This is a genomic window from Methylocystis sp., assembly GCF_046349115.1.
In the GTDB taxonomy this organism is placed as follows: Bacteria; Pseudomonadota; Alphaproteobacteria; order Rhizobiales; family Beijerinckiaceae; genus Methylocystis.
Window position 1 is genome coordinate 358,581 of the sequence record NZ_JAXMCX010000002.1, and the last position, 26,616, is coordinate 385,196.

The 26,616-nt window shown below is 64.7% G+C and carries 25 protein-coding genes; 10 read left to right on the forward strand and 15 right to left on the reverse strand.

The window, feature by feature from the left end:
- Positions 1 to 150 precede the first annotated feature (150 nt).
- Positions 151 to 618, forward strand: coding sequence for a DUF2721 domain-containing protein (locus U1E20_RS07435; RefSeq protein ID WP_409979958.1), 468 nt, complete (start codon positions 151 to 153; stop codon positions 616 to 618).
- Here U1E20_RS07435 and purB read toward each other — a convergent pair.
- Positions 572 to 1,879 (reverse strand): adenylosuccinate lyase, encoded by a 1,308-nt coding sequence (gene purB, locus U1E20_RS07440; RefSeq protein ID WP_409979959.1) that lies wholly within the window; start codon positions 1,877 to 1,879, stop codon positions 572 to 574. The two genes, U1E20_RS07435 and purB, sit on opposite strands and share 47 nt — an antisense overlap.
- A 91-nt stretch (positions 1,880 to 1,970) precedes the next feature.
- Here purB and U1E20_RS07445 point away from each other — a divergent pair, with 91 nt between their 5' ends.
- A complete protein-coding gene (locus tag U1E20_RS07445) occupies positions 1,971 to 3,215 on the forward strand; it encodes an NAD(P)/FAD-dependent oxidoreductase (protein WP_409979960.1) in 1,245 nt (414 codons plus the stop codon).
- 2 nt (positions 3,216 to 3,217) lie between these two features.
- On the opposite strand, the gene U1E20_RS07450 is transcribed toward U1E20_RS07445, so the two are convergent.
- The gene (locus U1E20_RS07450; protein ID WP_409979961.1) at positions 3,218 to 3,625 is read right to left on the reverse strand and encodes a DUF2794 domain-containing protein; all 408 of its coding nucleotides are present in this window, start codon (positions 3,623 to 3,625) and stop codon (positions 3,218 to 3,220) included.
- 479 nt (positions 3,626 to 4,104) lie between these two features.
- Between U1E20_RS07450 and htpG the strand changes: the two genes are divergently transcribed.
- The 3 genes from htpG (at position 4,105) to U1E20_RS07465 (ending at position 8,299) form a co-directional block, all read left to right on the forward strand.
- Positions 4,105 to 6,012, forward strand: coding sequence for a molecular chaperone HtpG (gene htpG, locus U1E20_RS07455; RefSeq protein WP_409979962.1), 1,908 nt, complete (start codon positions 4,105 to 4,107; stop codon positions 6,010 to 6,012).
- Between the two features lie 3 nt (positions 6,013 to 6,015).
- Positions 6,016 to 6,924: a peptide chain release factor N(5)-glutamine methyltransferase gene (gene prmC / locus U1E20_RS07460; RefSeq protein ID WP_409979963.1), complete on the forward strand. Its 909-nt coding sequence runs from the start codon at positions 6,016 to 6,018 to the stop codon at positions 6,922 to 6,924.
- 529 nt (positions 6,925 to 7,453) lie between these two features.
- Positions 7,454 to 8,299 carry a DUF4167 domain-containing protein gene (locus U1E20_RS07465; protein ID WP_409979964.1) on the forward strand — a complete coding sequence of 282 codons (846 nt, stop codon included), beginning with the start codon at positions 7,454 to 7,456 and terminating at the stop codon, positions 8,297 to 8,299.
- A 156-nt stretch (positions 8,300 to 8,455) separates the two neighbouring features.
- On the opposite strand, the gene U1E20_RS07470 is transcribed toward U1E20_RS07465, so the two are convergent.
- Positions 8,456 to 9,217, reverse strand: a complete 762-nt coding sequence (locus U1E20_RS07470; protein WP_409979965.1) for an MOSC domain-containing protein — start codon at positions 9,215 to 9,217, stop codon at positions 8,456 to 8,458.
- Between the two features lie 206 nt (positions 9,218 to 9,423).
- Between U1E20_RS07470 and clpB the strand changes: the two genes are divergently transcribed.
- Positions 9,424 to 12,045 (forward strand): ATP-dependent chaperone ClpB, encoded by a 2,622-nt coding sequence (clpB, locus tag U1E20_RS07475; protein WP_409979966.1) that lies wholly within the window; start codon positions 9,424 to 9,426, stop codon positions 12,043 to 12,045.
- 97 nt (positions 12,046 to 12,142) lie between these two features.
- On the opposite strand, the gene U1E20_RS07480 is transcribed toward clpB, so the two are convergent.
- From U1E20_RS07480 to hisB, 8 genes are all read right to left on the reverse strand, one after another.
- Positions 12,143 to 13,750, reverse strand: a complete 1,608-nt coding sequence (locus tag U1E20_RS07480) for a Na+/H+ antiporter (RefSeq protein WP_409979967.1) — start codon at positions 13,748 to 13,750, stop codon at positions 12,143 to 12,145.
- 61 nt (positions 13,751 to 13,811) lie between these two features.
- Positions 13,812 to 14,774 (reverse strand): type I pantothenate kinase, encoded by a 963-nt coding sequence (coaA, locus tag U1E20_RS07485; RefSeq protein WP_409979968.1) that lies wholly within the window; start codon positions 14,772 to 14,774, stop codon positions 13,812 to 13,814.
- Entirely contained in the window at positions 14,771 to 15,094 is a 324-nt protein-coding gene (locus U1E20_RS07490) for a phosphoribosyl-ATP diphosphatase (protein ID WP_409979969.1), read from the reverse strand. The genes coaA and U1E20_RS07490 overlap by 4 nt, the downstream gene beginning before the upstream one ends.
- Positions 15,095 to 15,317: 223 nt before the next feature.
- Positions 15,318 to 16,097, reverse strand: a complete 780-nt coding sequence (gene hisF / locus U1E20_RS07495) for an imidazole glycerol phosphate synthase subunit HisF (RefSeq protein ID WP_409979970.1) — start codon at positions 16,095 to 16,097, stop codon at positions 15,318 to 15,320.
- Complete coding sequence (gene hisA, locus U1E20_RS07500; protein WP_409979971.1) at positions 16,097 to 16,846, reverse strand: 1-(5-phosphoribosyl)-5-[(5-phosphoribosylamino)methylideneamino]imidazole-4-carboxamide isomerase; 750 nt, start codon at positions 16,844 to 16,846, stop codon at positions 16,097 to 16,099. The genes hisF and hisA overlap by 1 nt, the downstream gene beginning before the upstream one ends.
- Positions 16,843 to 17,493, reverse strand: coding sequence for an imidazole glycerol phosphate synthase subunit HisH (gene hisH / locus U1E20_RS07505; RefSeq protein ID WP_409979972.1), 651 nt, complete (start codon positions 17,491 to 17,493; stop codon positions 16,843 to 16,845). The genes hisA and hisH overlap by 4 nt, the downstream gene beginning before the upstream one ends.
- Positions 17,490 to 17,906 carry a DUF2628 domain-containing protein gene (locus U1E20_RS07510; protein WP_409979973.1) on the reverse strand — a complete coding sequence of 139 codons (417 nt, stop codon included), beginning with the start codon at positions 17,904 to 17,906 and terminating at the stop codon, positions 17,490 to 17,492. Before U1E20_RS07510 ends, hisH begins: the two co-directional genes overlap by 4 nt.
- A gap of 34 nt (positions 17,907 to 17,940) precedes the next feature.
- Entirely contained in the window at positions 17,941 to 18,537 is a 597-nt protein-coding gene (gene hisB, locus U1E20_RS07515; RefSeq protein ID WP_409979974.1) for an imidazoleglycerol-phosphate dehydratase HisB, read from the reverse strand.
- A gap of 373 nt (positions 18,538 to 18,910) precedes the next feature.
- Here hisB and U1E20_RS07520 point away from each other — a divergent pair, with 373 nt between their 5' ends.
- The 3 genes from U1E20_RS07520 (at position 18,911) to hslU (ending at position 21,625) form a co-directional block, all read left to right on the forward strand.
- Positions 18,911 to 19,585, forward strand: coding sequence for a hypothetical protein (locus U1E20_RS07520; RefSeq protein ID WP_409979975.1), 675 nt, complete (start codon positions 18,911 to 18,913; stop codon positions 19,583 to 19,585).
- 88 nt (positions 19,586 to 19,673) lie between these two features.
- A complete protein-coding gene (hslV, locus tag U1E20_RS07525; protein ID WP_409979976.1) occupies positions 19,674 to 20,237 on the forward strand; it encodes an ATP-dependent protease subunit HslV in 564 nt (187 codons plus the stop codon).
- Between the two features lie 83 nt (positions 20,238 to 20,320).
- Positions 20,321 to 21,625 (forward strand): ATP-dependent protease ATPase subunit HslU, encoded by a 1,305-nt coding sequence (hslU, locus tag U1E20_RS07530; RefSeq protein WP_409979977.1) that lies wholly within the window; start codon positions 20,321 to 20,323, stop codon positions 21,623 to 21,625.
- On the opposite strand, the gene U1E20_RS07535 is transcribed toward hslU, so the two are convergent.
- Entirely contained in the window at positions 21,626 to 22,123 is a 498-nt protein-coding gene (locus U1E20_RS07535) for a GNAT family N-acetyltransferase (protein WP_409979978.1), read from the reverse strand.
- Positions 22,108 to 22,404, reverse strand: a complete 297-nt coding sequence (locus U1E20_RS07540) for a DUF1778 domain-containing protein (RefSeq protein WP_409979979.1) — start codon at positions 22,402 to 22,404, stop codon at positions 22,108 to 22,110. The genes U1E20_RS07535 and U1E20_RS07540 overlap by 16 nt, the downstream gene beginning before the upstream one ends.
- A 150-nt stretch (positions 22,405 to 22,554) precedes the next feature.
- On the opposite strand from U1E20_RS07540, the gene trpS reads away from it, so the two are divergent.
- The gene (trpS, locus tag U1E20_RS07545) at positions 22,555 to 23,589 is read left to right on the forward strand and encodes a tryptophan--tRNA ligase (protein WP_409979980.1); all 1,035 of its coding nucleotides are present in this window, start codon (positions 22,555 to 22,557) and stop codon (positions 23,587 to 23,589) included.
- A gap of 527 nt (positions 23,590 to 24,116) precedes the next feature.
- On the opposite strand, the gene glcF is transcribed toward trpS, so the two are convergent.
- On the reverse strand, positions 24,117 to 25,400 hold the full coding sequence (gene glcF, locus U1E20_RS07550; RefSeq protein WP_409979981.1) for a glycolate oxidase subunit GlcF: 1,284 nt from the start codon (positions 25,398 to 25,400) through the stop codon (positions 24,117 to 24,119).
- Positions 25,400 to 26,614 carry a glycolate oxidase subunit GlcE gene (gene glcE / locus U1E20_RS07555; RefSeq protein WP_409979982.1) on the reverse strand — a complete coding sequence of 405 codons (1,215 nt, stop codon included), beginning with the start codon at positions 26,612 to 26,614 and terminating at the stop codon, positions 25,400 to 25,402. Before glcE ends, glcF begins: the two co-directional genes overlap by 1 nt.
- Between the last annotated feature and the right edge of the window lie 2 nt (positions 26,615 to 26,616).

Consider the following 26,616-nt stretch of genomic DNA (forward strand, 5'->3'; position numbering starts at 1 on the left):
AGGCTTTGCGGGGGAGTTTGGAAGAGACATACCAGGCGGAACGCACCGGACCAGCGGCGCGGCGCCGGCGCAAAAATGCCAGGCGCCCGTCTCGCGACTTGCGGTATAAGCGCCGCAGAACTGGATCGCTCCAACAGGCCGGCGCTGACGATGTATTATTCGCCTTCGATCGAACAGCTTTCCACGGTGATCTCGCAGGTCACCGGCCCCGCCTTTCTGCTTGCGGCCGAGGCGCAGCTTTTGGACGTGCTTATCTCGCGGCTCGACCGCATCGTCGACCGTTCAAGAGAGATCGACGCGCAGGACAATCAGGCGCAGCCGAATCTCAAGGCCGAACTGCCAGTCCTCAGGATGCGCGCGAAGCTGATACATCGCGCCATCTATTGGGGCGTCGGAAGTTGCATCGCGACGAGCGTCCTCGTCATTCTCGGATTCGGCGCGGCCTTTCTGCACGTGCGTCACGAATATGGCGCAGGCTTCCTCTTCGCTGTCGCGATGATCCTTTTCACCGGCGCGCTGATTGCCTTCGCGAGAGAATTGCAGCTTGGGTTTTTGGAGATCGAGGGAAACGTCAGGTCTCGCGGAAAACGCGCGCAAAAATCGTATCCACATGTTTGAAGTGGTACGAGAGGTCGAAGAGTTCGTCGAGCTCCTGCGGCGAAAGTTTCGCGCTCACGTCCTTGTCCGCGCCAAGCAGCGTGCGGAAATCGCCTTCGCCGCGCCAGACCGGCATGGCGTTTCGCTGGACCATCACATAGGCGTCTTCGCGCGAGACGTCCTTCTGCGTGAGCGCCAGAAGAACGCGCTGCGAATGGATGAGTCCGCCGAGCTTTTCTAAATTCCTGCGCATATTGTCCGGATAGACGACGAGATTTTCGATCACGCCGGTCAGGCGCGCGAGCGCGAAATCCAGCGTCACCGTCGCGTCGGGCCCGATCATGCGCTCGACCGAAGAATGTGAAATATCGCGCTCGTGCCAGAGCGCGACATTCTCCATCGCCGGAATCGCCATGCCGCGCACGAGCCGCGCGAGGCCGGTCAGATTTTCGGTCAGCACCGGATTGCGCTTATGCGGCATGGCGGAAGAGCCCTTCTGCCCCGCAGAAAAAAACTCCTCCGCCTCCAGCACCTCGGTGCGCTGAAGATGACGGATTTCGATCGCCAGCCGTTCGACCGACGACGCCACCACGGCGAGCGTCGCGAAATAGGCCGCATGGCGGTCGCGCGGAATGACCTGGGTTGAAATCGGCTCGACGGTCAGGCCCATCTTATGCGCGACATATTCCTCGACGCGCGGATCGATATTGGCGAAGGTGCCGACGGCGCCGGAAATCGCGCAGGTCGAAATTTCCCTGCGCGCCTCGACGAGCCGCGCGCGCGCCCGCGCAAATTCGGCATAGGCCTGGGCGAGTTTCAGCCCGAAGGTCGTCGGCTCGGCGTGAATGCCATGCGAGCGGCCGATCGTCGGCGTGTATTTATGCTCAAAGGCGCGCCTCTTGAGCGCGGCGAGCAGCGCGTCGACATCGGCGATCAACAAATCCGCAGCGCGCGACAATTGCACGGCGAGACAGGTGTCGAGCACGTCGGACGACGTCATGCCCTGATGAACGAAGCGCGAGTCGGCGCCGATGAATTCGCCGAGATGAGTGAGAAAGGCGATCACGTCATGTTTGGTGACGCGTTCGATCTCGTCGATCCGCGCGACATCAAAAGTGACAAAATCCGCCTTGTCCCAGATCGCCTTGGCGCTTTCTCGCGGGATGACGCCGATCTCGGCGAGAGCGTCGCAGGCATAGGCTTCGATCTCGAACCAGATGCGAAACCGCGTCTGCGGCTCCCAAATGACCGTCATTTCGGGTCTGGAGTAGCGGGGGATCATCAGGCGCCTTGAAATTCTATGGAATGAAACAGGCGCCTAGCATGCGCATTGCATCAAAGTCCATATATGAGCCGACGACCCTGGAGGATTCATGAAGTCGACGGATGTCGTCGTTCTTGGCGCCGGCGTCGTCGGCGTGAGCGCCGCGCTGCATCTGCAGGCGCGCGGCCGGGAAGTCGCGCTGATCGATCGCGCCGGCGCCGTAGGTCAGGAGACGAGCTTCGGCAACGCCGGGCTGATCGAACGCTCCTCGCTCATCCCCTATCTTTTCCCGCGAGATCCGGCGCGGCTGGTCAAATATGCGCTGAATCTTCTCCCCGAATCCTATTACCATCTCTCGGCCCTGCCGGCGGTGGCGCCGTGGCTCTTGCGCTATTGGCGCGCCAGCGCGCCCGAGCGCGTCGAGCAAAATATCGAGGCGCGGCGCCCGCTGATCGAAAACAGCCTCAGCGAACATGAGGCGCTGATCCAGCAGGCCGGCGCGGGCGAACTCCTGCGCAGAAACGGCTGGATCAAGCTCTTTCGCAGCGAGGCGACCCTCGCGGCCGGATTTGCCGACGCCGAGCGGCTGCGCGGCTATGGCTTACACATCGACTCGCTCGATTCGGCCGGGGTCGCGGCGCTGGAGCCAGATTTCGAGCCGATCGCCGGCGGCGTCCATTATCGCGACACGGCTGGAATCGTCGATCCGGCGGCGCTCTCGAAAGCTTACGCCGACCTCTTTGTTTCACGCGGCGGCCAATTCATCGCCGGCGAGGCCTGCAGCCTGTCGCAGGAGACAAATGGGCGCTGGCGCGTGGCGACGGCGGAGGGTCCGCTCATCGCCGGCGCGGCGGTGGCAGCGCTCGGCCCCTGGTCGGACGCCATCTACGGCCCGCTCGGCTATCGCATCCCGCTTGGCTGGAAGCGCGGCTATCACATGCATTACGCCGCGAAGGACGGGGCGAAGCTCAATCATACGATCCTAGACGCCGACGTCGGCTATCTCCTCGCGCCGATGCGCCGGGGCATCAGGCTGACCAGCGGCGCCGAATTCGCGCGCCGCGACGCGCCGCCGACGCCCGTGCAGATCGAATTATGCGAACCCGCCGCTCGCCGGCTGTTTCCGCTCGCCGAACGGCTCGATCCGGAGCCCTGGCGCGGCGCGCGGCCCTGTCTGCCGGACATGCTGCCGATCGTCGGCCCAGCCCCGCGCCATGAAGGCCTGTGGTTCGATTTCGGCCATGCCCATCACGGGCTGACGCTCGGCCCCGTCTCCGGTCGCCTCCTCGCGGAAATGATGACCGGCGAGGAGCCCTTCATCGACCCGACGCCCTATCGCGCCGACCGCTTCTAACCCTACTCCGCCCCGACGAGCCGCAGCGCCGGCTCCAGAACCCGCACCACCCGCGAAAGATCATGGCCGCGCCTCAGCACCAGGCCCGTCGCGGCGATGACGGAAAAAGCCCCCTGCCGGCGCGCCTGCGCGGGATTTTTTTCGATTCGATAGAGCGGCGCCTCGCTCGCACGGCGGAAAATCGAAAACACCGCCTTGGCCGGCGTGAAGTCGATCGCATAGTCGCGCCATTCGCCCTGCGCGACCTTCGCTCCGTAAAGATTGAAGATGACGTTGAGTTCCGGCCGGCTGAATGAAACCGCCGCGCCGCGATCTCCCCGCGCCCCTGGCGCCGCGTCCGGCGAAACGCCGTTCACGACGAAAAGCGCGGGCCGGGCGCGGCTGGGCTCCGTCGTCTCCGACTCCGCCATGCGTGACGCTCTCCTCACTGTCTTGCCGCCATGTTGGCAAGCGCGCATCCGGCGGGCAAGACTTAATGACGAGTTTGCGACGAAAATCTTCGCAGTCCTGCAACCGGATAAGATTTAGCCTGCAATAATCATACTTTCGCCGACATGGCGCCCCTTGCCAGACAAACGCGCCGCCCAAAATGAAATTCATTGCCTCGACAGCTCGGGGCCTCGCGTTTTCGGTTTCGTCAGCCCCCCAGCCCCCCGAAAGCGCGCGGTTCCGAGATATAGAGGTCGTGGCGATGGTCGAGTCGGCCGGGAGTCTCGCTCCCGCGCCGGCTCGTCTACTTTTGGCCTCGGCCATGCGCGTCCGGGGGAAATGAGGCGCGCTCCAGCGCGCCCAATGGCGCCCTTGCAAAATTCCCGACAATGACGAACTCAAGATGCGCCGTCGCGCCGACCGCGACGCTGATTCCCTTTTGCTTTTCATTGGAGAGAACATGACCGACGACGCCGCTTCCGTCGAAAGCGCGGCCCCAGCCGCCGATCCGCAGGCCGCCGATTTCGGCTTCGAGGCCGATGTTTCGCGGCTCCTCGAACTGATGACGCATTCCGTCTATTCGGAGCGCGACGTGTTTTTGCGCGAGCTTGTCTCGAACGCCGCCGACGCCTGCGAAAAGCTGCGCTATGAGGCGCTTTCGGACGAAAAGCTCGCCGCCCAGGCCGGCGCGCCGCTGGTCACGATCTCGCTCGACAAGGACAAGCGCACGCTGACCGTCGCCGACAATGGCGTCGGCATGTCGCGCGAGGAGCTGATCAGCGCGCTCGGCACCATCGCCAATTCCGGAACCCGCGCCTTTCTCGACAAGCTCGGCAAGGAAAAGGACGACGGCTTCATTGGCCAGTTCGGCGTCGGCTTTTATTCCGCCTTCATGGTCGCCGACCGCGTCGAGGTCGCGACCCGGCGCGCCGGCGAGGATCAGGCCTGGCTGTGGAGTTCGCAGGGCAAGGGCTCCTATCAGATCGCGCCGCTGCCGCTCGAAGACGCGCCGCCGGTCGGCGCGCGCGTCACCTTGCATCTCAACGAAGAGAGCGACGAATTTCTCGACGGCTGGCGCGTCGAAAGCGTCGTGCGCGAACATTCGGGCGCGATCGCCGCGCCGATCGACCTCGTCGCCGCGCCGGGCGAAGAGCCGCGACGAATCGCCGAAGGCGTCGCCCTGTGGACGAAGCCCAAATCCGAGATCACGCAGGAGCAATATGTCGATTTCTACCGGCAATTGTCCGGTCAATTGGATGAGCCGGCGCTGATCGCTCATTGGCGCGCCGAAGGGCGCACCGAATATACGGTGCTCGCCTTCATTCCGGGCTCGCGGCCCTTTGACCTTTTCGACCCGGCGCGAAGCAGCAAATCCAAGCTTTACGTGCGCCGTGTGCTGATCTCGCGGGACATGGCGATGCTGCCGGCATGGCTGCGATTCGCGCGGATCGTGGTCGACAGCGCCGACATTCCGCTCAATGTCTCGCGCGAGATGGTGCAGAAGAGCCCGGCCGTCGGCGCGATCGGCAAGGCGATCGCAACGCGCATGTTGCAGGAGCTGAAAAAGCTCGCCGACGCCGAGCCCGAGAAATTCGCGGAAGTATGGAAGAACTTCGGCGCCGTGCTGAAGGAAGGCCTGCATGAAGACCCGAGCCGCCGCGACGCTTTGTTCGAAATCGCCCGTTTCGCCTCGACCAAATCAGAGGAAAAGACCCGCACGCTCAAGGAATACGTCGCCGATCTGAGGGAGAATCAGACCGCGATCTATTATCTCGTCGGCGACGATATGAAGCGGCTGCGCGCCAGCCCGCAGCTCGAAGGCTTCCGCGCCAGAGGCGTCGAGGTGCTGCTGCTCGACGACCCCGTCGACGCCTTCTGGGTGACGAGCGCGCTGGGCTTCGACGGCAAGCCGTTCAAGTCCGTGACCCAGGGTCAGGCGGACATCGACGCGATCGCACTCGTCGACGACGCCAAAACTGAGAGCGCGGCGCCGGCCGACGTCGCCGATCTGCTTTCGGCGCTCAAGGAAACGCTCGGCGACTATGTCGACGACGTGCGCGCCTCGACCCGGCTCACCGACAGCGCCGTCTGCCTCGTCGCGCCCGACGCCGGCTTCGATCGCCAATTGTCCCGGCTTCTGGCCGAACATGGTCAGGAAGCGGCCTTTGGAAAGCCGGTTTTGGAGGTCAACCCGAGACATGAGGCGATCATCGCACTCGCCGGCGCCCTGCGCGAGAAGGGGCGCGAGGCGACCCGCGACGATCAGCTCCTTCTTTTCGACCTCGCACGCGTCGCGGACGGCGAGCATCCGGTCGATGCGGCGGCTTTCGCTAAGCGGCTGGCGGCGCTTCTCGCCAATAAGGGATAGGACATGACGTCAGGCGTTGGGAACAAGGCGGCTACGAACGGCGAGCCGCTCCCGACGCGAATCGAGGCGATCGCGATGGTCGCGGACGATCTCGAGGCCGCCGGCGTCGCGCATCCGCAGGACGAGGCCCGCGCGCTGCTGCGCGGCGCCGCGGCGCTGACGCGGCTCGAACTCGCGCTCGCGCCGCGCGCGCCTCTGACGGAAGATGAATCGCGCATCCTTGCCGACTATCTGGCGCGGCGAATCGCCCGCGAACCCCTGTCGCGCATTCTGGGCGAGCGCGGATTCTGGACGCTCGATCTTATCGTCGCGCCCGGCGTGCTCGATCCGCGGCCGGACACCGAAACGCTGATCGAAGCCGCGTTGAGCCTTGTCGCCGAAAAGCGCGACGCGCCGCTCTCGATTCTCGATCTCGGCTCCGGTTCGGGCGCCATCGTCTGCGCGCTGCTCAGCGAGCTTCCCGCCGCCCGGGCGCTCGCCGTCGATCTGTCGCCGGAAGCCTGCGCGGCGACCGCCGCCAATCTCGCCCGCTGCGGCCTCTCCGATCGCGCGGAAGTGGTCCAAGGCCGCTGGGCCGAGGCGCTTTGCGGGCGTTTTGACCTTGTCGTCTCCAATCCGCCCTATGTGCGCACCGGCGACATCGCGGGGCTCGACCCTGAGGTGCGACTGCATGATCCGGCGATGGCGCTCGACGGCGGCGCCGACGGGCTCGACTGTTATCGGGACATTATCCGCGATCAGCCGCGGCTGCTGGCGGAAGACGCCTTCGTCCTCTTCGAGGTCGGATTCGACCAAGCTGCGAGCGTCGCCGAGCTTTTGGGCGCCCAAGGGCTGCAAATCGAGCGCGTCGCCCGCGACGCCGGCGGACACGAAAGGATTGTCGCGGCGCGGTTTGCGCCCCCGCTGACGTGACATATTGGCTACAGTACCCCCTTTTTTGGCCCGTTGCTCGGCGCGCGGTCTTGTTGGGGGGCGCCCCCTCCACTATAGTCATCTCACGTCCAGCCGATCGCCGACTTCGAGAGAGAACCTCGAGACCTTTGGCTCCGCTTCGCGAACGGAAGCCCGAAACGACCGGCCAGGAGCAAAGTCGAAATCGACATGAGCGCGCCGGAGTGAGGCCACTTCGATCGTCGCCGGGCGTTACACGCCAGGCAGGCAGACGGCATCCCGTCGCGCTTAGCGTCGTGAATTCGCGCTGAGGGGAATTGGCGCAGAGCTACGCGGGGCCGCCGAATGCGGCCGACTTGAGGACATTCGACTCGCGCGCGCCGCTCTTGATGCTCGCGGTCCGGGCACGGGTCGTTATCGCCCGGTCGTATGGCGTTGGCGGCTTTTCGCGAAGGAATTTGGCGGCGGCGTTGTTGATCAGGCCGCGCGGGCAAGGGCCAAGCGCGACGAGATTGCGGGGAGTTTGATGAGACCAGGACAAAACAAGAGAATGCGCGGACGCAACGGCCGCAAAGGGCCCAATCCGCTGACGCGATCCTATGAGTCGAACGGCCCCGACGTGAAGATTCGCGGCACGGCTCAGCATGTCGCCGAAAAATATCTTCAGCTGGCGCGCGACGCGCAGTCTTCCGGCGACACGATCATGGCCGAAAGCCTGCTGCAGCATGCGGAGCACTATTTCCGGCTGATCGCGGCGGCGCAGCAGCAGGTCAACGGCTATGCCCGTCCGCAGTACGAAGCGGAAGTTGAAACCAGCGAGGACGACGACGATTTCGCCGCGCTGCCCGACCGTTTCGCGCCGCTTTCGGAGAGGCTGCCGGCGCCGGCCTATCAGCCGCAGCCGCAACAGCAGCCCTTCACGCCGCAGCCGCATTTCGCCGCGCCGCAGCCCCAGCCTCAGCCTTTCGAGGAGCGCCCGATCGGCGAGATGCAGCGCGCTGAGCGGCCCGAGCGCCCGCAGCGGCCCGAACGGCCGCCGTTTAACCGGGACCGAAACGCCGAGGGCGGCGAGCGCCCGCGTCACCAGGGCTACGACCGCAGCCGCGACCGTCGCTTCCAGCCGCGCGGCGAGGCCGCCGCCGAGGGCGCCGCAGGCGCCGCGCTGCCGTCGTTCATCACCGCGCCAGTGGCCTCCCGCCCCGCGCCGAGCGAAAGCGCCGAGCCCTTCGTCGAGCGAGAAAACGCGCCGCGCGACCATGAGGGCGGCGTGAATTATCATCTGAGCTCGCGCCGTCGCCGGCGGCCGCGCCCGCCGATGGACGACGTCGCCGGCGGCTCGCGGGACGATGACGCGCCGGAGGTCGGCGAACTGCCGGCTGAGCCGGACCGGTTCTAAATCGGCGCCGCGAATGAAATGGGGTAGCTCCGGCTTGTTCGCGATGCTGCGCGCCCGGAGGCGCGCGGTCCAGCCCGCGACGCCCTTGGACCGCGCGCCTCCAGGCGCGCCAAGTTTCCTGCAACCGATTCAGTCATTTCATGGCGTCGCCTAAGGCTATGCTGAAACGACGTTGATCGCGTCGCCGGCGGCGATGCGGCCGCCCTGCGTCACCCGCGCATAGACGCCGCAATCGATATGGCCGAAGTTGGCGCGCAGCGTCTGGACGAGGTCCATGTCGCGCCGCCCGGTTCCAGGCTCGACCCCGGTCGCCGCGCAGCGGTCGGTCATCTTGAGGATATCGAGCCGCGCGCCGCCGATCGCGAGCGTTCGCCCAGGGAGCGCCGCCTCGGCCCAGGGGGCCATGTCCTCGACATAGAGATTGGCGCGAAACCGCAGCGGATCGACCGCGGCCCCCTGCGCCGCGCTGATCGCCGCAACGCTCGCGAGGTTAACAAGCGAGACGAAACCCGACTTCGAATCGGTGAAGCGAAAACCGCCCGGCGCGGCGAGAAGCCTGACGGCGCCGCGGATTTCGGAGCTGAGAAAGCCGGCTAGGAAATCTTCGATCGCTTCGCGACCTTCGGTCGACCGCAAATCGCCACGCGCGACCTCGCCGCCATCCTTATCGATCGTCAATATGCCGGTCGCCGCGTCGTAACGCGTCTTAAGACCAGCGAGCGCGGCGTTCCGCATCAGCATCAGAAATTTGATCTTGGGCTGATGCTCGGGCGCTTCGGGCCTAAAGCCTGACGGCCCGTTTTCGAGCGCAAACAGCCGATCGCCGGGAAAATAGCCGTCGGCTTCGAGATCGGCGGTCTGCAGCGGCTCGGGCGAGAGGCCCTTGACGGGATAGCGATAGAGTGTGGCGAGACGCATGCGAACTCCGGCGAAAATCGGCAGCGACAATACGTCCTGCCGGAGCGGCGGCAAATTGCGGCGCTTGCGCCGCAACCGGGCCTTTTCATATGGCCTCCGCTTCCCATATCGACCACGAGGGCCGCCGCAAGGGGCCTTAAGCTAAAATTTCGGACGCGAGGCGCGCCGCTCGAAGAAGGGCCGCCTCATGGTCAGAGGGGCGATGAATGAACTTTGAGAAATACACCGAACGCGCGCGCGGATTCGTGCAGAGCGCGCAGGCGCTGGCGACGCGGGAAGGCCACCAGCAGTTTACCCCCGAGCATATCTTAAAAGTCCTGCTCGATGACGATCAGGGCCTCTCCGCCGGGTTGATCGATCGCGCCGGCGGGCGTTCGCGCGAGGCTCTGGCCAAAACCGAAGCCGCCCTCGCCAAACTGCCGAAAGTCGCCGGCTCTGGGGCCGGCCAGCTCTATCTCGCGCCGGCGACGGCGCGGCTTTTCGACAACGCCGAGAAGATCGCGCAGAAGGCGGGCGATTCATACGTCACCGTCGAGCGGCTGCTGCTGGCGCTGGCGATGGAGAAGGATTCGGAGGCCGCGCGCATTCTGCGCGACGCGGGCGTGACGCCGCAGACGCTGAACGCGGCGATCGAGGATTTGCGCAAGGGCCGCACCGCGGATTCGGCTTCCGCCGAAAACGCCTATGACGCGCTGAAGAAATACGCCCGCGACCTCACCGAAGCGGCGCGCGAGGGCAAGCTCGATCCGGTCATCGGCCGCGACGAGGAAATCCGCCGCACCGTGCAGGTGCTGTCGCGCCGCACCAAGAACAATCCGGTGCTGATCGGCGAACCCGGCGTCGGCAAGACTGCGATCGTCGAAGGACTCGCGCTGCGCATCGTCAATGGCGACGTGCCGGAGTCGCTCGAGGACAAGAAGCTGCTTGCGCTCGACATGGGCGCGCTGATCGCCGGCGCGAAATATCGCGGCGAATTCGAGGAGCGGCTGAAAGCCGTGCTCAATGAGATCACCGCCGCCGCCGGCAAGATCATCCTGTTCATCGACGAGATGCATACGCTCGTCGGCGCCGGCAAGGCGGATGGCGCGATGGACGCCTCCAACCTCCTGAAACCGGCGCTGGCGCGCGGCGAATTGCATTGCGTCGGCGCGACGACGCTCGACGAATATCGCAAGCACGTCGAAAAGGACGCGGCGCTGGCGCGGCGCTTCCAGCCGGTTTTCGTCGACGAGCCGACTGTCGAGGATACGATCTCGATCCTGCGCGGGTTGAAGGAGAAATACGAACTCCATCACGGCGTGCGCATCACCGACAGCGCGATCGTCGCCGCGGCGACGCTGTCCAACCGCTATATTTCCGACCGCTTCCTTCCCGATAAGGCGATCGACCTCATCGACGAGGCCTCGTCGCGTCTGCGCATGCAGATCGACTCGAAGCCCGAGGAGCTCGACGAACTCGATCGGCGCATCATCCAGCTCAAGATCGAGCAGGAAGCCTTAAAGAAGGAGACCGACGCCGCCTCAAAGGACCGTCTGTCGAAGCTCGAAGGCGAGCTTGCCGACCTCGAAGAGAAATCGGCGGCGCTCACCGCGCGGTGGCGGGCCGAGAAAGACAAGCTCGGAAGCGCACAGAAGCTCAAGGAGCAGCTTGAAGCGGCGCGCAATGATCTCGCCCAGGCGCAGCGGCGCGGCGAATATCAGCGCGCCGGCGAACTGACCTATGGCGTGATCCCCGACCTCGAAAAGAAACTCAAGGAGACTGAAGGCGAAGCCGACACGCTCGTCGACGAGGCGGTCACCGCCAATGACGTGGCGCAGGTCGTTTCGCGCTGGACCGGCGTGCCGGTCGACAAAATGCTGGAAGGCGAACGCGAGAAGCTGCTGCATATGGAGGACGAGCTTGCAAAGCGCGTCGTCGGGCAGCATGACGCGGTCGTCGCGGTGTCGACCGCGGTGCGCCGCGCGCGCGCCGGATTGCAGGACCCGAACCGTCCGATCGGCAGTTTCATCTTCCTTGGCCCGACCGGCGTCGGCAAGACCGAGCTGACCAAGGCGCTGGCGAGCTTCCTCTTCGACGACGAGACCGCGATGGTCCGTCTCGACATGTCGGAATATATGGAGAAGCATTCGGTGGCGCGGCTCATCGGCGCACCGCCCGGCTATGTCGGCTATGAGGAAGGCGGCGCTTTGACCGAAGCGGTCCGCCGCCGGCCCTATCAGGTGGTGCTCTTCGATGAAATCGAGAAGGCGCATCCTGACGTGTTCAACGTGCTGTTGCAGGTGCTCGACGACGGACGTCTCACCGACGGCCAGGGCCGCACCGTGGATTTCAAGAACACGCTAATCATCATGACGTCGAATCTCGGTTCGGAATTCCTCGTCATGCAGAAGGAGGGCGAGGATTCGTCGGCCGTGCATGATGAAGTCATGCAGGTGGTGCGGGCGCATTTCCGCCCCGAATTCCTCAACCGCGTCGACGAGATCATCCTGTTCAATCGGCTGCGGCGCGAGGACATGGGCGCGATCGTCGACATCCAGGTCAAGCGGCTGCAGAAGCTCCTCGAAGATCGCAAGATCACGCTGCATCTCGACTCAAAGGCGCGCGACTGGCTGGCGGCAAAGGGCTACGACCCGACCTATGGCGCAAGGCCGTTAAAGCGCGTCATGCAGAAGGAACTGCAGGATGCGCTCGCCGAACGCCTCCTCGCCGGCGAGATCATCGACGGCGCGACGGTCGAGGTTTCGGCCGACGCGACAGGCCTTGTCATCGACGGCAAGTCGACGCATGGGCGGGCCGCGCCGCTGCTGCGGACGGTGGGGAACGCTTGAGCCCCCTCCCCTACGCTCTCCCGCGAAGCGGGGGAGGGGCAAGGAGGGGGTTCTTCGCATTGCCCGAGCGCCGCTTCCATGACGCGGCGCGCCGCTGCTACCACAGCCGTTCGGCGCGGCGGTTCAGCACATCCGCTTCGCGCAGATCGAGTTCGCGCTCAATGCGGCGGCGGGCCTCGTCCTTGAGCGCGCCCTCGCGCAGCATGCAGTTGATTGCGTCGCGCTCGGCGGCGATGAGCTGCAATTCAATCTCGTCATGCAGCTCGGTCAGCGCGCGGCGTTCTTCCTCGATGTCGCATTTCATGCGGATGCGCGACAGGAAATAATCCTGTTGCGCGAGAAACGATAGCGTCGCTTCTTCTGGCACTTCCCGCTCTTCGCCCAAGGCCGCCAGCCGCGCGCTTGACGCCTCTATGGCGAGCCGGCGCGCCTGAATTTCTTCGGCTCGGTCGAGCAGACGCTCCTCCATCCCGACTTTGGCGACCCCGAGCTTACGAATGACCCAAGGCAACATCGCGCCCTGTAAGACGAGCGTGACCATCACGACGCAGAAGGCGAGGAAGAAAATAGCGTCGCGATAGGGAAAGGGCTCGCCGCGCGCTGTCGTGATCGGGATCGCCAGCGCGGTGGCGAGCGAGACGATTCCGCGCACGCCGGTGAAGGAAGTGATGAAGGGCCCTTGCCAGGGCGGCGCCGGCTGGCGCCGCGCGCGCGGGATGAGCCATCGCGGCAGATAGGCGTGCGGAAAAACCCAGACGAAGCGCGCCACAATCACGACGAGCGAAACAAGCGCCGCCGACGCCGCCAGATCGTAAAGCGAGTGGTTCTGGATGCGTGCGAAAAGCGCCTGCGCCTGCAGGCCGGTGAAGAGAAAGACGAGGCCTTCGATCAGATAGATGAAGAAGTCCCAGAAGAAGACGCCCTGCAGACGCGTCGCGGCGCTGATCAGCCGAGGTCCATTCCAGCTGATATAGAGGCCCGTCGCCACGGTCGCGATGACGCCCGAGCCGCCAAGATGTTCTGGCGGCCAATAGGCGAGGAACGGCGTAATCAGCGACAGCGTGATTTCGATGCGCGGATCGCGCATGAAGCGGCGCAGCCGCAACATCGTCCAGCCGACGCCGACGCCCCACACAATCTCCGAAACGATGATGATCGTGAAGGTTTCGCCCGCTTGCGCCAGCGAAAAGGAGCCGACGCTGACCGCCGCCACCGCGAAACGATAGAGAACCAGCGCCGTCGCGTCATTGGCGAGGCCTTCTCCCTCCAGAATGACGAGGATACGCCGGGGCAGCCGCATGCGGCGCGCGATCGCGAGCGGCGCGAGGGCGTCGGGCGGCGAGACGATCGCGCCGAGCACGAAGCCGACCGCCCAGGGCCAGCCGAGCAACCAATTCGTCGCCGCCGAAACGGCGATGGTCGTGAAGACGACGCAGCCGATCGCAAGCACAAGGATCGGCTGCAGATTGAACTGAAATTCCCGCCAGCTCATGGAGATCGCCGAAATGTAGATCACCGGCGGCAGGACGAGGAGCAAGATGAATTCGGGCTCAAGCACCAGCGGCGGCACGCCCGGCGCCATCGCGATCGCCACGCCCGCCGCGACGAGCAGGATCGGCGAGGCGAGTCCGAGTCGCGAGGCGACGAAGGCGACGGCCGCCACCACCGCGAGGAGAACGACAAGCGTTTCCAGAGCCGTTATCATGCGCTCTCCCCATAAGCCGCGCCTCGCGCAAGCGAACTCAGCGTCGCGACTGAAGCGAAGCTCATAATTTGCGCAGCGCCACTTCCTCGATCCTGTGATCGGCGCCCTTGGTCAGGATCAAACTTGCGCGCGGCCGGGTCGGCGCGATGTTCTGGCGCAAATTCTCGAGATTGATGCGCGTCCAGATGTCCTTGGCGACGCGCGTCGTCTCCACTTCGCCGAGATCGGCGTAGACCCGGAAGTAGGATTCGGGATCGCGGAACGCGGTCTGCTGAAGCCGCCGGAACCGCTCCACATACCAGTGCTCCAGCACGTCCTCGGCGGCGTCGAGATAGACCGAGAAATCGAAAAAATCCGAGACGAAGGGAATCTCGCGGCCGTCGCGCGGACGCGGCGCCAGCAGAACATTGACGCCTTCGACAATGAGAATGTCGGGCCGGTCGACGCAAGTCGCCTCGCCTTCGACCACGTCATAGGTCAAATGCGAATAGACCGGCGCGCAGACATTGCGCCGGCCGGCCTTCACGTCGGAGAGAAATCGCAGCAGCGATTTATTGTCGTAGCTCTCGGGAAAGCCCTTTTTGTCCATCAGCCTTTCGGCTTCGAGAGTTCGGTTGGGCAGGAGAAAGCCGTCGGTGGTGATGAGCTCCACTTTCGGCGTGTTCGGCCAGCGCGACAGCAAGGCGCGCAGCACGCGCGCGGTCGTGGATTTTCCCACCGCGACCGAGCCCGCGACGCCGATGATATAGGGAACCTTGCCGTCTTCGGCGCCGAGAAAGCGCTGCGTCGCTTTAAAGAGGCCTTGGGTCGCGGCGACGTATAGCGCGAGCAGTCGCGACAGCGGCAGATAGATTTCGATGACTTCCTCGAGAGAGATCGGATCGTTGAGCGATTTCAGCCGGGCAAGATCGTCGAGGGTGAGAGTGAGCGGCGTGTCGGCGCGCAGCGCCGCCCAGTCGGCGCGCGTAAAATGCCGGTAGGGAGACAGAGCCTCGCTATTGGGAACGAGCTCCGCCGCCGTCATTCCTTGGCTCCCCGCGCGGCTTTCTCCGCAAGGCCAGATTGCTGCGTGCGCCGCTCCAGCTCGCGCACGACATCGTCAAGCGAGACATCGCGCGCTTCGAGCATGACGAGAAGATGGTAGAGCGTGTCGGCGGCCTCGTTGATGAGCGCGCTTCGATCGCCCTCCATCGCCGCGATCACGGCTTCCACCGCCTCTTCGCCGAATTTCTTGGCAATTTTCGGCATGCCGGCGTCGAGCAGGGTCTTCGTATAGGACGTCGAGGCGCTGTCGTTGCGCCGCGATTTGATCAGCGCTGCGAGATCGTCGAGGGTAAAGGTCACGACTGGCCCCCTCCCCAGCCCTCCCCCGCTTCGCGGGAGAGGGAGCAAGCTAAGCGCTTCATCAGGAGTTCGCTAATGTCGATCAATTGCGTCGCGCCTTTCCCGGCGGACCGACGGTCCGACCGGGAATCCAGAGCCGCTGCTGCAACGCTGCGCCTACCCGGTATTCCCGATCTCGGGCGTTGCGCGCGTCGGGAATGACATTCAAGGCGTTCAATAGCGATCATCCCGCCGCCTCCAAACCGTCGAGGCGCATCGGCAATCCCGCAGCAGCCATGTAAATCTTCGCCTGCGGGATCGAAAATTCGCCGAAATGGAAAATCGAGGCGGCGAGCACGGCGCTCGCATGTCCTTCCTTCACGCCCGCGACGAGATGATCGAGCGTTCCGACGCCGCCCGAGGCGATGACCGGCGCAGGCACCGCGTCGGCGACGGCGCGGGTCAGCGCGATGTCGAAGCCGCTCTTCGTCCCGTCGCGATCCATCGAGGTCAGCAGGATTTCGCCGGCGCCGAGGTCCGTCACCTCGCGCGCATAGTCGACGGCGTCGATCCCGGTCGGACGGCGGCCGCCATGCGTGAAAATTTCCCAGCGTCCGTCGGCGACGCGCTTGGCGTCGATCGCGACGACAATGCATTGCGCGCCGAATTTTTCCGAGGCTTCTCGAACGAAGCCGCGATTGGCGACGGCCGCCGAATTGATCGAGACCTTGTCGGCGCCGGCGAGCAGGAGTTTGCGAATGTCGTCGAGCGTGCGCACGCCGCCGCCGACGGTGAGCGGCATGAAACAGGCTTCGGCGGTGCGCTGCACGACATCGAGCAGAATGCCGCGATTCTCATGGCTCGCGGTGATGTCGAGGAAGCAGAGCTCGTCGGCGCCGGCGGAATCATAGGCGATGGCGCATTCGACCGGATCGCCGGCGTCGCGCAGATCGACGAAATTGACGCCCTTGACGACGCGGCCTTCCTTCACATCGAGGCAGGGAATGACGCGCGCCTTGAGCATTATGCGTTCTCCGTCGCCGCCCGCGCCCGGCGTATCATCGCCAATGCCTGCGCCGGATCGAGCCGCCCGTCATAAAGCGCCCGCCCGGTGATGGCGCCGGCGAGCTTGCGGCAATCTGGCTGCAGCAGCCGCTCCACATCGGCGAGCGAGGCGAGGCCGCCGGAGGCGATGACGGGAATCGTCAGAGCGTCGGCAAGCGCCAGAGTGGCCTCGATGTTGAGGCCCGTGAGCACGCCGTCGCGCGAAATGTCGGTGTAGATGATGGCGCTGACGCCAGCGTCTTCGAAACTCCTGCCGAGATCGAGCGCCGACATGCGGGTCGCGCGGGCCCAGCCGTCGACGGCGACGCAACCGTCCTTGGCGTCGACGCCGACCGCGACACGGCCGGGATGAACCCGGGCCGCCTCGCGCACGAAAGACGGATCCTTGACCGCCGCCGTGCCGATGATGACGCGGGCGACGCCTCTATCCAGCCAGCGCGACAGCGTGCGCATGTCGCGAATGCCGCCGCCAAGCTGCACGGGAATGGTCAGCGCCGCGAGAATCGCTTCGACGGCGGAAGCATTGCGCGGCGCGCCGGCGAAGGCGCCGTCGAGATCGACGACATGAAGATATTCGAATCCGACCCGCTCGAAGGCCCGCGCCTGCTCCGCCGGGTCGTCGCTGAACACAGTCGCGCGGTCCATGTCGCCCTGGGCGAGGCGCACGCACTGCCCTTCCTTCAAATCGATTGCGGGAAATAGAATCACGGTCGCCACCTGAGGAAATTGCCGATCAAGGCTAGGCCGAGCCTCTGGCTTTTTTCGGGATGAAACTGCACGCCGACGAGATTGTCGCGGGCGACCGCCGCGGTCAGCGGCGCGCCATAGTCGGTTGTCGCGAGAACCTGTTCCGGCGCCTCAGGCGAGAGCTGAAACGAGTGCACGAAATAGGCGTGCAATCCGTGTTCTCCGGTCGGCACGCCGGCAAAGAGCGGATGCGCGCGGCTCAGCGTCAGCGTATTCCAGCCCATATGGGGAATTTTTAGCGACGGATCGGCGGGCGCGATCGCCGCGACGTCTCCTGGAATCCAGCCGAGGCCCGGCCATTCGCCATGTTCGAGGCCGCGCGCGCCCATCAGCTGCATGCCGACGCAAATCCCCAGGAACGGCCGCCCGCGGCCGATGGCGGCCTCCTGCAGCGCGGCGTAAAGCCCGTCGATCGCCATCAGGCCGCGACGGCAATCGGCGAAAGCGCCGACGCCCGGCAGAACGACGCGCTCGGCGGCGCGCACCACGTCAGGATCGCTGGTGACGCGGATATCGGCCGGCTGCGCGGATTCGCGCGCCGCGCGCTCAAAGGCTTTCAAGGCGGAATGAAGATTGCCCGACCCGTAGTCGATGATCGCCGTTGTCAAGGAGCGGGCTCCCGGGCGGCGTCTTGGTCGGCGATGGGGCAGCGTCGGTGAAAGAACGCCGTCTCGGCCTCGTCAATGTCGTCGCCGACGACAAGGTCCTGCTCGACATAGCCGCGCCGCGCCAGATTCCAGCCGACGAGCCGCTCCCCCTCGAAGCCGAGCCAGACGGCGAGCGCGAAGGTCAGCCATGAGATGGCGTCGCGCGACACCCGCATTTTCCAGGCGATGAGCGCCAGGGCGACGAGCAGAAGCGTCCACAGGCCGGCGACGATCCAGGCCCGGCGCCAGGCCAGCCAAAAGGGACCGAACAGCAGAGCCGGCCAGGAAAAGCCGTCGCGCAGAAAGAAGATCTTGTCCGGCGGCGGAAGCGCGCCCGACGCCGTTCGCGGATAATGAACAGTGAATATGGCCATCGGCCGTCCCCTCCTTCGCGTCACGCGCCTCTTTTTAGGCGGTGAGCGTTCCCTTGGTGGAGGGCGCTTCGCCCTGCGAACGGCGTGGATCAATCGCCACCGCCTTGCCGAAGGCCCGCGCGAAGCCCTTGAAGGCGCTTTCGGCGATATGGTGGCTGTTGACGCCGCGCAGGCGCTCGATATGCAGCCCGATGCGGGCGTGCACCGCGAAGGCCTGGAAGAATTCGCGCATCAGTTCGGTATCGAATTCGCCGATCCGCTGCGCCGGGAAGGCGACCTCGTAAACGAGAAAGGGACGGCCGGAAACGTCCACCACGACGCGGGTCAGCGCCTCGTCGAGCGGCACATGGGCGTCGCCGTAGCGGGCAATGCCCTTGCGGTCGGAAAGCGCGCGATCCACCGCCTGGCCGAGGGCGATGCCGACATCCTCCACCGTGTGATGGCCGTCGATATGCAGATCGCCCTCGGCGCGCACGGTCAGATCCAGCGGCGCGTGACGGGCGATCTGGTCAAGCATGTGATCGAAAAAGCCTAATCCCGTCGAAATCTCCGAGCGGCCGGCCCCGTCGAGGTCGACGGCCACGGAAATCTTCGTTTCCTTCGTGTTGCGCTCGATCGTCGCGCTGCGCATTTCCTGCCTTTTGTGGGCTCTGGCCGGCGATTCCGGCGACTGTGGCCGAAGCGGCCGGTTTGTATCAATTCCTTGTCGGATAAGCCACCCGCGCCGCTTCCGCGTCAACCGTCCGCGTCAAGGAGAAGCGAGATGCGCGCCAACGAGCGCCGCTTGTCGGCAAATCGGAAGCGAAGCAGGGAATGGTCCTTCCGTTCGCCTCGATTCCCGGCCAAAGCGCGACCAGGGCAATTTGTCTGGCGCTCTAAACGCTTATAGCTTGGCGCAAACGCCCTAAAAAGACGCCTCCCTGAGCAAAATGCCGCATCCGCGGGGGCTTATGTTGCTCGCGCAACCGAACGGCCGGGGGGGCGAGGCGAGGAGAGGAGACGACATGCGGGCGAGATCGCTTCCTGCCCTCGTTGCGGCGGCGCTAGCCTTTCAGCCGGCGACCGCCGAACCGTGGCGGGACGGCTTCGTCTCGCGCGTCGAGGCGCTCGCCGTCATGCAAACGCTGAACGCATCGCTGCTCGCGAGCCGCAGCGCGACCGCGACGCTCGAGAAATGGTGCGCCGATCACAAAATGTCGGCGGAGCCCAAAATCGTCGCGCGCCGCGTTTCAGGCGTCGACAAGCCGCCAAGCGAGGAGACGCGCCGGCGGCTCGAGGTTGGCGCCGAGGAGCCAGTGAAATACCGCCGGGTGCAGCTCGCCTGTGGCGAACATGTGCTGTCGGAAGCCGACAATTGGTATGTGCCGGGACGGCTTTCCGACGACATGAACCGCGCCTTGGACACGACGGAAACGCCCTTTGGCAAGACGATCGCCCCGCTTCAGCCGTTCCGCCGCACGATCGAGATGAAGATGCGCTGGTCGCCCCTGCCGGAAGGCTGGGAAGTCTCCGCGACCGCCGCCGCGCCCGCCAAGACGAGCGGCGCGCTCTCCATGCCGCACGATCTCTTCGAACACACGGCCGTGGTCTATGCGCGCGATCAACGTCCGGTCTCGGAAGTGCATGAGACCTATACGCGCGAGATTCTCGATTTTTCAGCGCCCTCGCCGCGCGAATGAAGGGATCGCGACGGCCGACGCCGCCCCGCTCTTGCTCAAATCTGCGCAGAACCTTACATCGGCTGAACGTCTCAGGCTGGAAAAGCGAATGGATAGCGAACAATGCCGCTCGGCGGCGATGCACGCGACGACCATCATCCTCGTCAAGAAAGCGGGAGAAACGGTGATCGCCGGCGACGGTCAGGTCAGCCTCGGCCAGACGATCATGAAGGGCAACGCCAGGAAAGTGCGCCGTCTCGGCAAGGGCGACGTGATCGCCGGATTCGCCGGCGCGACCGCCGACGCCTTCACGCTGTTCGAACGGTTGGAATCGAAGCTCGAACAATATCCCGGACAATTGATGCGCGCCTGCGTCGAACTCGCCAAGGATTGGCGCATGGACCGCTATTTGCGGCGGCTTGAGGCGATGATGCTCGTCGCCGACAAGAGCGTCGGCCTCGTCCTCACTGGCTCCGGCGACGTGCTGGAGCCGGAAGGAACAGGCGAAGGCGCGGTGGCCGCGATCGGTTCAGGCGGAAACTACGCGCTCGCCGCCGGGCGCGCTTTGCTCGATTCATCGCTCGACGCCGAAACCATCGCGCGACGGGCCATGGTCATCGCTTCAGAAATTTGCGTCTACACCAACCAGAATGTGGTGGTGGAGAAGATATAGGGCAATCGGCAGTCGGCGATCGGCAGTAGGATAATCCGACTGCCTATTGCCGACTGCTGCCTGCCGTTCCGAAGGAACTCCCCATGGCCGATTTCTCGCCGCGCGAGATCGTTTCCGAACTTGATCGCTTTATCGTTGGGCAGAACGACGCCAAGCGCGCCGTCGCCATCGCGCTTCGCAATCGCTGGCGCCGGCTGCAGCTCGAAGGCCAGATGCGCGAAGAGGTGCTGCCGAAGAATATTCTCATGATCGGCCCGACAGGCTGCGGCAAGACCGAGATCGCGCGGCGCCTGGCGCGCCTCGCTAACGCGCCCTTTCTCAAAGTCGAAGCGACGAAATTCACCGAAGTGGGTTATGTCGGCCGCGACGTGGAACAGATCGTGCGCGATTTAATCGAAGTCGCCATCGTGATGGTCAAGGAGCGCCGCCGCAAGGATGTGGAGGCGCGCGCGCAACAAGCGGCTGAAGAGCGTACGCTCGACGCCCTCGTCGGGCCGGCCGCCTCGCCCGGCACGCGCGAAACCTTTCGGCGAAGGCTCCGCAGCGGCGAACTCGACGACAAGGAGATCGAGATCGAACTCACTCAATCGGGCTCCTCGATGCCGATGTTCGAACTGCCCAACATGCCCGGCGCCAGCGTCTCGGCCTTTTCGCTCGGCGATATTTTCGGCAAGGCGATGCAGCGCGGCAAGCCGCGCAAGCTTTCGGTAAAAGAAGCGCAGGGGCCGCTCGTCGCCGAAGAGAGCGAAAAGCTGATCGACCAGGAAGCGAGCGTCCGCGAGGCGATCCACGAAGTCGAGAACAATGGCATCGTCTTCATCGACGAGATGGACAAGATTTGCGCGCGCGAGGGACGTGGCGGCGCCGATGTTTCGCGCGAAGGCGTGCAGCGCGATCTTCTGCCGCTGATCGAAGGCACCACGGTGGCGACAAAACATGGGACCGTGAAGACGGACCACGTTTTGTTTATCGCGTCGGGCGCATTTCATGTGGCGAAGCCGTCAGACCTCCTGCCCGAATTGCAGGGACGCCTGCCGATTCGCGTCGAGCTCTCCTCGCTCAACGAAGACGACTTCCGTCGCATTCTCACCGAAACCGAAGCCTGTCTGACCAAGCAATATTCGGCGCTGATGGGCACGGAAGGGGTGACGCTCGAATTCGCGCCCTCCGCCGTCGACGCGATCGCCAAGGTCGCCGTGCAGGTGAACACGTCCGTCGAGAATATCGGCGCGCGGCGCCTGCAAACGGTGATGGAGCGCGTGCTCGACGACATCAGCTTTTCGGCGTCCGACCGCGCCGGCGACAGAATCGTCATCGACGGCGCCTATGTCGAGGAGCATATCGGCGATCTGGCGAAGAACCGGGATCTGAGCCGGTTTATCTTGTAGTCACGCCAGATCCTTCATACGCGCGACCAGCGTCATCGGATGATGGGGACATTCGATGAAGCCATGGCGCAGATAAAACTTCTGTGCGCGCTCCGAAATGGCGTGTACGAGCGCCCCCGCGACGCCGCCGAACTCCGCCGCCTTACGGCTGCGCAAGATCGCATCGCGCAGCAGGAGCGAACCAAGCATCTTGCCCTGCTCGCTGCGATCGACCGCCAGCCGGCCGAGAACGAAAACCGGAATGGTGTCGGGCATATTTCGGCGAAGCCGGGTGGGAGCCTTACTCGAAGCGATCGCGCCGGCCGCCAGCGCGTAATAGCCGATGACGCGCAAACCGCGCGTGGCCACGAATGTGCGCGACGCCCCACTGATCTGATTCGCCCGGGCGCGACGCTTCAACCAATCATCGAGCGAGGGTTCGCCGCTACAGAACTCGTCAATCTCATGCACATCGGTCAATGGCTCCGGCGCCGATATCGGCGTCACGTCCGATCCCATGGCGCTTTCATATTCATGAGCTTGCGCAGACGCGCATTTGGCTTCGCCGGCGCGTCAAACAGGCTGCGGAACCGATCGAAGGTCTTTTCGTCGACGACGATCAAATTCGTATCGAGCAGCGTCTCATGGGCCGCGCGGCGCGACGCCTCGACCATGAATTCGGTTCGAGTCTTGCCGACGGCTTTCGCCGCCCGGTCGATGATATTCCGGTCCTCCTGCGCCATGCGGAGGTTCACCAGTCCGCGCGGCGCGGCCTTGGGTTGCTTGCGCGCTTGAGCCATAACGGACCCCAAGTTCTGTAAAGACATCGTCTATCTACACGACGCTGGCCGAATTTCAAGACGCAATTAGGCTGCAAGCCTTGAACCCCTTGCGCCAGCGCACGCTTCTCGCCATAAGACCGGCCAAACGCACAAACCTTGGCCGACCCCATGTCTCCTTTCCCACAGCGCGTCTTCTCGGGCGTGCAGTCCACAGGCAATCTGCATCTCGGTAACTATCTCGGCGCGATCGTCAAATTCGTCGAGCTGCAGAAGAGCTTCGACTGCATCTATTGCGTCGTTGATTTGCATGCGATCACGGTCCCGCAGGACCCGGTCGCGCTGAGGGCGAATACGCGCGAGATCGCCGCCGCGTTCATCGCCTGCGGCATCGACCCGAAGGAGAACATCGTCTTCAACCAGAGCCAGGTGCCGGAGCACGCCGAACTCGCCTGGGTGCTCAACTGCGTCGCGCGCATCGGCTGGCTCAACCGCATGACTCAGTTCAAGGACAAGGCCGGCAAGGATCGCGAGAACGCCTCGATGGGCCTGCTCGACTATCCGGTGCTGATGGCCGCCGATATTTTAATCTATCGCGCGACCCATGTGCCGGTCGGCGACGACCAGAAGCAGCATCTCGAACTCGCGCGCGACATCGCCCAGAAGTTTAACAATGACTTCTCGGAGTCGATCGCGCGCAACGGCTTTGGCGAGGCCTTCTTCCCCCTGCCCGAGCCGCTGATCTCGGGCCCGGCGACGCGGGTGATGAGCCTGCGCGACGGCACGAAGAAAATGTCGAAGTCGGACGCTTCCGATTATTCGCGCATCAATCTCTCCGACGACGCCGATCAGATCGCGCAGAAGGTGAAGAAGGCGAAAACCGATCCCGACGCTTTGCCCTCGGAGGAAAAGGGATTGGAAGGGCGCCCGGAGGCGGATAATCTCGTCGGCATTTACGCGGCGCTGTCGGGACGCGGCAAGGCGGACGTGCTCGGTGAATTCGGCGGCGCCAATTTCTCGACCTTCAAGAACGCGCTGGTCGATCTCGCCGTCGCCAAGCTCGCCCCGATCACCGACAGGATGCGCCGCATTCGCGAGGATGAGACCTATGTCGACGGCGTGCTGCGCGACGGCGCCGAACGCGCCCGCGCCATCGCCCGCGAGAATATGAATGCGGTGAAGGACATTGTCGGGTTTTTGCGGTAGGCCGGAGATGTAGGGAATTCGGTAATTCAATTTGCAAGACGCGTCATTCCCGGCAGGCCGAAGGCCTGACCGGGAATCCAGAGCCGCTCCATGAATGCTGGTTTTTCTCTGGATTCCCGATCGCTCGCTTCGCGAGCGTCGGGAATGACACGGGCAGTCCGGTCAGAAGCAGGATTGCGCATTTGACAACTCACCTTCGTCTTGGATCGCGACGATTTCCTCTTCGATGAGCGGCTTCAAAAAAGGACTGAGGCCTAGCGACGTGATGAGATCGACTCTTCGTCCGATCAGCTCTTCGAGTTCTTCGGCGAGCGCAAGAAAATCGGAAAAACCGCGGTCTCCCGCCTAATCGATCAAGATGTCCACGTCGCTCGACGGCGTTTCGGTCCTGCGCGCGACCAATCCAAAGAGACGAACATTCGAAGCGCCGTGCCGACATGCGGCCTTGAGCACTTCCGCGCGTTTTGAAAGCAACGTGTCGAGCAGCGGCATCGCCATGTCCTCGGTCGCCGATTATATCAGCTTTTCTAGGCGGTTGGAGGCTTCGGTCCGCCGCTCGCCCAATCGAGCAGTTCGACGGTGTGGAGGACGGGAACGGCCGCGCCGGACCTGATCTGAATGATGCAGCCGATGTTGCCCGCTGCAACGATGTCCGGCGCGACGTTTTCGATATTGGCGATTTTTCTAGTCAGCAGCGCGCCTGCGAAATCGGGCTGCAGCACATTATAGGTTCCCGCCGAGCCGCAGCAGATATGGCCTTCCGGAACATCGACGACCTCGAAGCCCGCGGCGCGCAGAAGCGCGACCGGCTCTTGCGTTATCTTCTGCCCATGTTGCAGAGAGCAGGCCGAGTGATAGGCGACGCGAAGCCTTGGCGCGTCGCCCGACGGCGCAAAGCCGATCTCTTGCAAAAGCTCTGTCACGTCTTTGGCGATTGACGAGATATGCGCGGCTTTGTCCGCGAGCGCCGGATCGTTGCGGAACATATGGCCGTAATCCTTGACGCTCGTGCCGCAGCCCGAGGCGTTAATGACGATTTGGTCGAGTCCGCCAGACTCAATTTCGCGCGACCAGGCTTCGATGTCAGCGCGCGCATGGCGCAGCGACTCGTCGATCTTGCCGAGATGATGCGGCAACGCCCCGCAGCAGCCGGCGCCTTGCGCGATCACGACCTCGACGCCATGGCGGGTGAGCAGCCGTATCGTCGCCTCATTGATCGATGTGTCGAGCACCGTCTGGACGCAGCCACTGAGCAGCGCGACGCGCTTCTTGCGCGCGCCTTGCGCGGCAAAGACCTGCGGAGAATCGACTTTTGAACGCGGCGGAAGCCGCGCCGGCGCGAGCGCGAGCGCCGCCGCGGCTCGGCGCGGCAGCAATCGCGCCAGGGGGCGCAGCGCCGCGGCGAGGAGAAACAGCGGACGGGCCATAGAAGGCCGCGGCAAGACGAAGGCGAGCGCCGCGCGAATGGCGCGTTCCGCGAAGGGGCGCTGGAACGTCTTCTCAATATGCGCCCGCGCGTGATCGACGAGATGCATGAAATGCACGCTCGACGGGCATGTCGTCATGCAGGAGAGACACGACAAACAGCGATCGATATGAAGAGCCGTATGCGCATCGGCCAGCCGCTCCTTTTCGAACATGTCCTTGATGAGATAGATGCGCCCGCGCGGCCCATCGAGTTCGTCGCCGGTGAAAAGATAGGTCGGACAGGTCGCCGTGCAGAAGCCGCAATGGACGCAGGCGCGGAGAATCTTCTCCGTCTCCGCCATATCGGGATCGGCCAGCGCCTGCAGCGAAAAGAACGTCTGCATCAGAACTCCGCGCGCATGCGGCCGCGCTCCAAAATATGCGCCGGATCGAAGCTTTCCTTAACGCGCTTGGTCAGCGCCGCAAGCGCCGCCGGCTGCGGATGAAAGACGTCGACCGCCGCGCGCGTCTCATGGCTCGCCCGGATGAGAGTCGCATGGCCGCCGCAGACGTCGACCGCGCCGCGCACCGCGCCGGCATGCGCGTCAGGCGCGGGTTCGACACAGAGCCAGATCAATCCGCCGGCCCAATCGTAAAAATGTGCGAGTATCGGCGCGCCGGCGCGGCGCAGGCGCTCGACAACTGCGAAGCCGTCGGTCGGCGCGACGGAAATCCGCCAGACTTGGCCGGCCGATGCGGCGACGGGCGCGGCGTCGCGAAAGTCGCGCCACAGCGCCTTCGAGTCGCCTTCGCCCAGCGTCTCAAACCGGAGGCCATCGCCCGCCAATCGCTGGGCGAGATCGTCGCGACGCGCCATCACCGATATCGCGGGGCCTTCGAGGCGAATGGCGGCGCCGTTCGCGGCGAGCGCCAAACCGGAGCCGGGCGGCAGCATCGCGAGCGACGACGGTTCGCAAGGCGTCGCCGTGGCGCGGCGCAGCAGCGCGAGACTCTCGGCTTCGCTCGCGCCGATCGCGAGCAGCGTGCATTCGGTCTCCGGCTTCGGCAGCACTTTGAGCGTCGCCTCGGTCAAGAGCGCCAGTGTGCCGTAAGAGCCGCAGACGAGTTTTGAAAGATCATAGCCGGTGACGTTCTTCATGACGCGGCCGCCGGATTTCACAATCTCGCCCCGCCCGGTGACGCAGCGAAACCCCAGCAGATGGTCGCGCGCCGCGCCCGCCTTGATCCGCCGCGGGCCGGAGGCGTTGACGGCGACGACGCCGCCGATCGTCGCGCCGCCCCGCGCCGCGACGAAGAGCGGTCCGTAATCCATCGGCTCGAAAGCGAGCTGCTGGCCATGCTGATCCACCAGCGCTTCGATTTCGCTCAGAGGCGTCCCCGCGCGCGCCGAGAGCACGAGCTCCTCGGGCTCATACAGCGTCACCCCCGTCAGCGCCGCCGTGGAAAGCGACTGCGCCTGCGGCGCATGGCGGCCAAGCCGCGACTTCGAGCCGCCGCCGACGATCGCGCAAGAAACACCCGTCGCATTCGCCGCCTGGATCGCGTCAGCGGCGTCCGCCTCGTCGCGGATGTCTAGCGTCGCCGAAGCGCATCGCATCG

Excerpts from the sequence above, each read along its gene's own strand:
- trpS (WP_409979980.1), top strand. The coding sequence starts at position 22,555 with ATGTCTCCTTTCCCACAGCGCGTCTTCTCGGGCGTGCAGTCCACAGGC.
- glcE (WP_409979982.1), bottom strand. The coding sequence starts at position 26,614 with ATGCGATGCGCTTCGGCGACGCTAGACATCCGCGACGAGGCGGACGCC.
- glcF (WP_409979981.1), bottom strand. The coding sequence starts at position 25,400 with ATGCAGACGTTCTTTTCGCTGCAGGCGCTGGCCGATCCCGATATGGCG.
- U1E20_RS07445 (WP_409979960.1), top strand. The coding sequence starts at position 1,971 with ATGAAGTCGACGGATGTCGTCGTTCTTGGCGCCGGCGTCGTCGGCGTG.
- U1E20_RS07480 (WP_409979967.1), bottom strand. The coding sequence starts at position 13,750 with ATGATAACGGCTCTGGAAACGCTTGTCGTTCTCCTCGCGGTGGTGGCG.
- htpG (WP_409979962.1), top strand. The coding sequence starts at position 4,105 with ATGACCGACGACGCCGCTTCCGTCGAAAGCGCGGCCCCAGCCGCCGAT.
- U1E20_RS07535 (WP_409979978.1), bottom strand. The coding sequence starts at position 22,123 with ATGGGATCGGACGTGACGCCGATATCGGCGCCGGAGCCATTGACCGAT.
- U1E20_RS07435 (WP_409979958.1), top strand. The coding sequence starts at position 151 with ATGTATTATTCGCCTTCGATCGAACAGCTTTCCACGGTGATCTCGCAG.
- purB (WP_409979959.1), bottom strand. The coding sequence starts at position 1,879 with ATGATCCCCCGCTACTCCAGACCCGAAATGACGGTCATTTGGGAGCCG.
- hisF (WP_409979970.1), bottom strand. The coding sequence starts at position 16,097 with ATGCTCAAGGCGCGCGTCATTCCCTGCCTCGATGTGAAGGAAGGCCGC.
- U1E20_RS07520 (WP_409979975.1), top strand. The coding sequence starts at position 18,911 with ATGCGGGCGAGATCGCTTCCTGCCCTCGTTGCGGCGGCGCTAGCCTTT.
- U1E20_RS07470 (WP_409979965.1), bottom strand. The coding sequence starts at position 9,217 with ATGCGTCTCGCCACACTCTATCGCTATCCCGTCAAGGGCCTCTCGCCC.
- U1E20_RS07465 (WP_409979964.1), top strand. The coding sequence starts at position 7,454 with ATGCGCGGACGCAACGGCCGCAAAGGGCCCAATCCGCTGACGCGATCC.
- U1E20_RS07450 (WP_409979961.1), bottom strand. The coding sequence starts at position 3,625 with ATGGCGGAGTCGGAGACGACGGAGCCCAGCCGCGCCCGGCCCGCGCTT.
- coaA (WP_409979968.1), bottom strand. The coding sequence starts at position 14,774 with ATGACGGCGGCGGAGCTCGTTCCCAATAGCGAGGCTCTGTCTCCCTAC.
- hslU (WP_409979977.1), top strand. The coding sequence starts at position 20,321 with ATGGCCGATTTCTCGCCGCGCGAGATCGTTTCCGAACTTGATCGCTTT.
- clpB (WP_409979966.1), top strand. The coding sequence starts at position 9,424 with ATGAACTTTGAGAAATACACCGAACGCGCGCGCGGATTCGTGCAGAGC.
- hslV (WP_409979976.1), top strand. The coding sequence starts at position 19,674 with ATGGATAGCGAACAATGCCGCTCGGCGGCGATGCACGCGACGACCATC.
- U1E20_RS07540 (WP_409979979.1), bottom strand. The coding sequence starts at position 22,404 with ATGGCTCAAGCGCGCAAGCAACCCAAGGCCGCGCCGCGCGGACTGGTG.
- hisB (WP_409979974.1), bottom strand. The coding sequence starts at position 18,537 with ATGCGCAGCGCGACGATCGAGCGCAACACGAAGGAAACGAAGATTTCC.
- prmC (WP_409979963.1), top strand. The coding sequence starts at position 6,016 with ATGACGTCAGGCGTTGGGAACAAGGCGGCTACGAACGGCGAGCCGCTC.
- U1E20_RS07510 (WP_409979973.1), bottom strand. The coding sequence starts at position 17,906 with ATGGCCATATTCACTGTTCATTATCCGCGAACGGCGTCGGGCGCGCTT.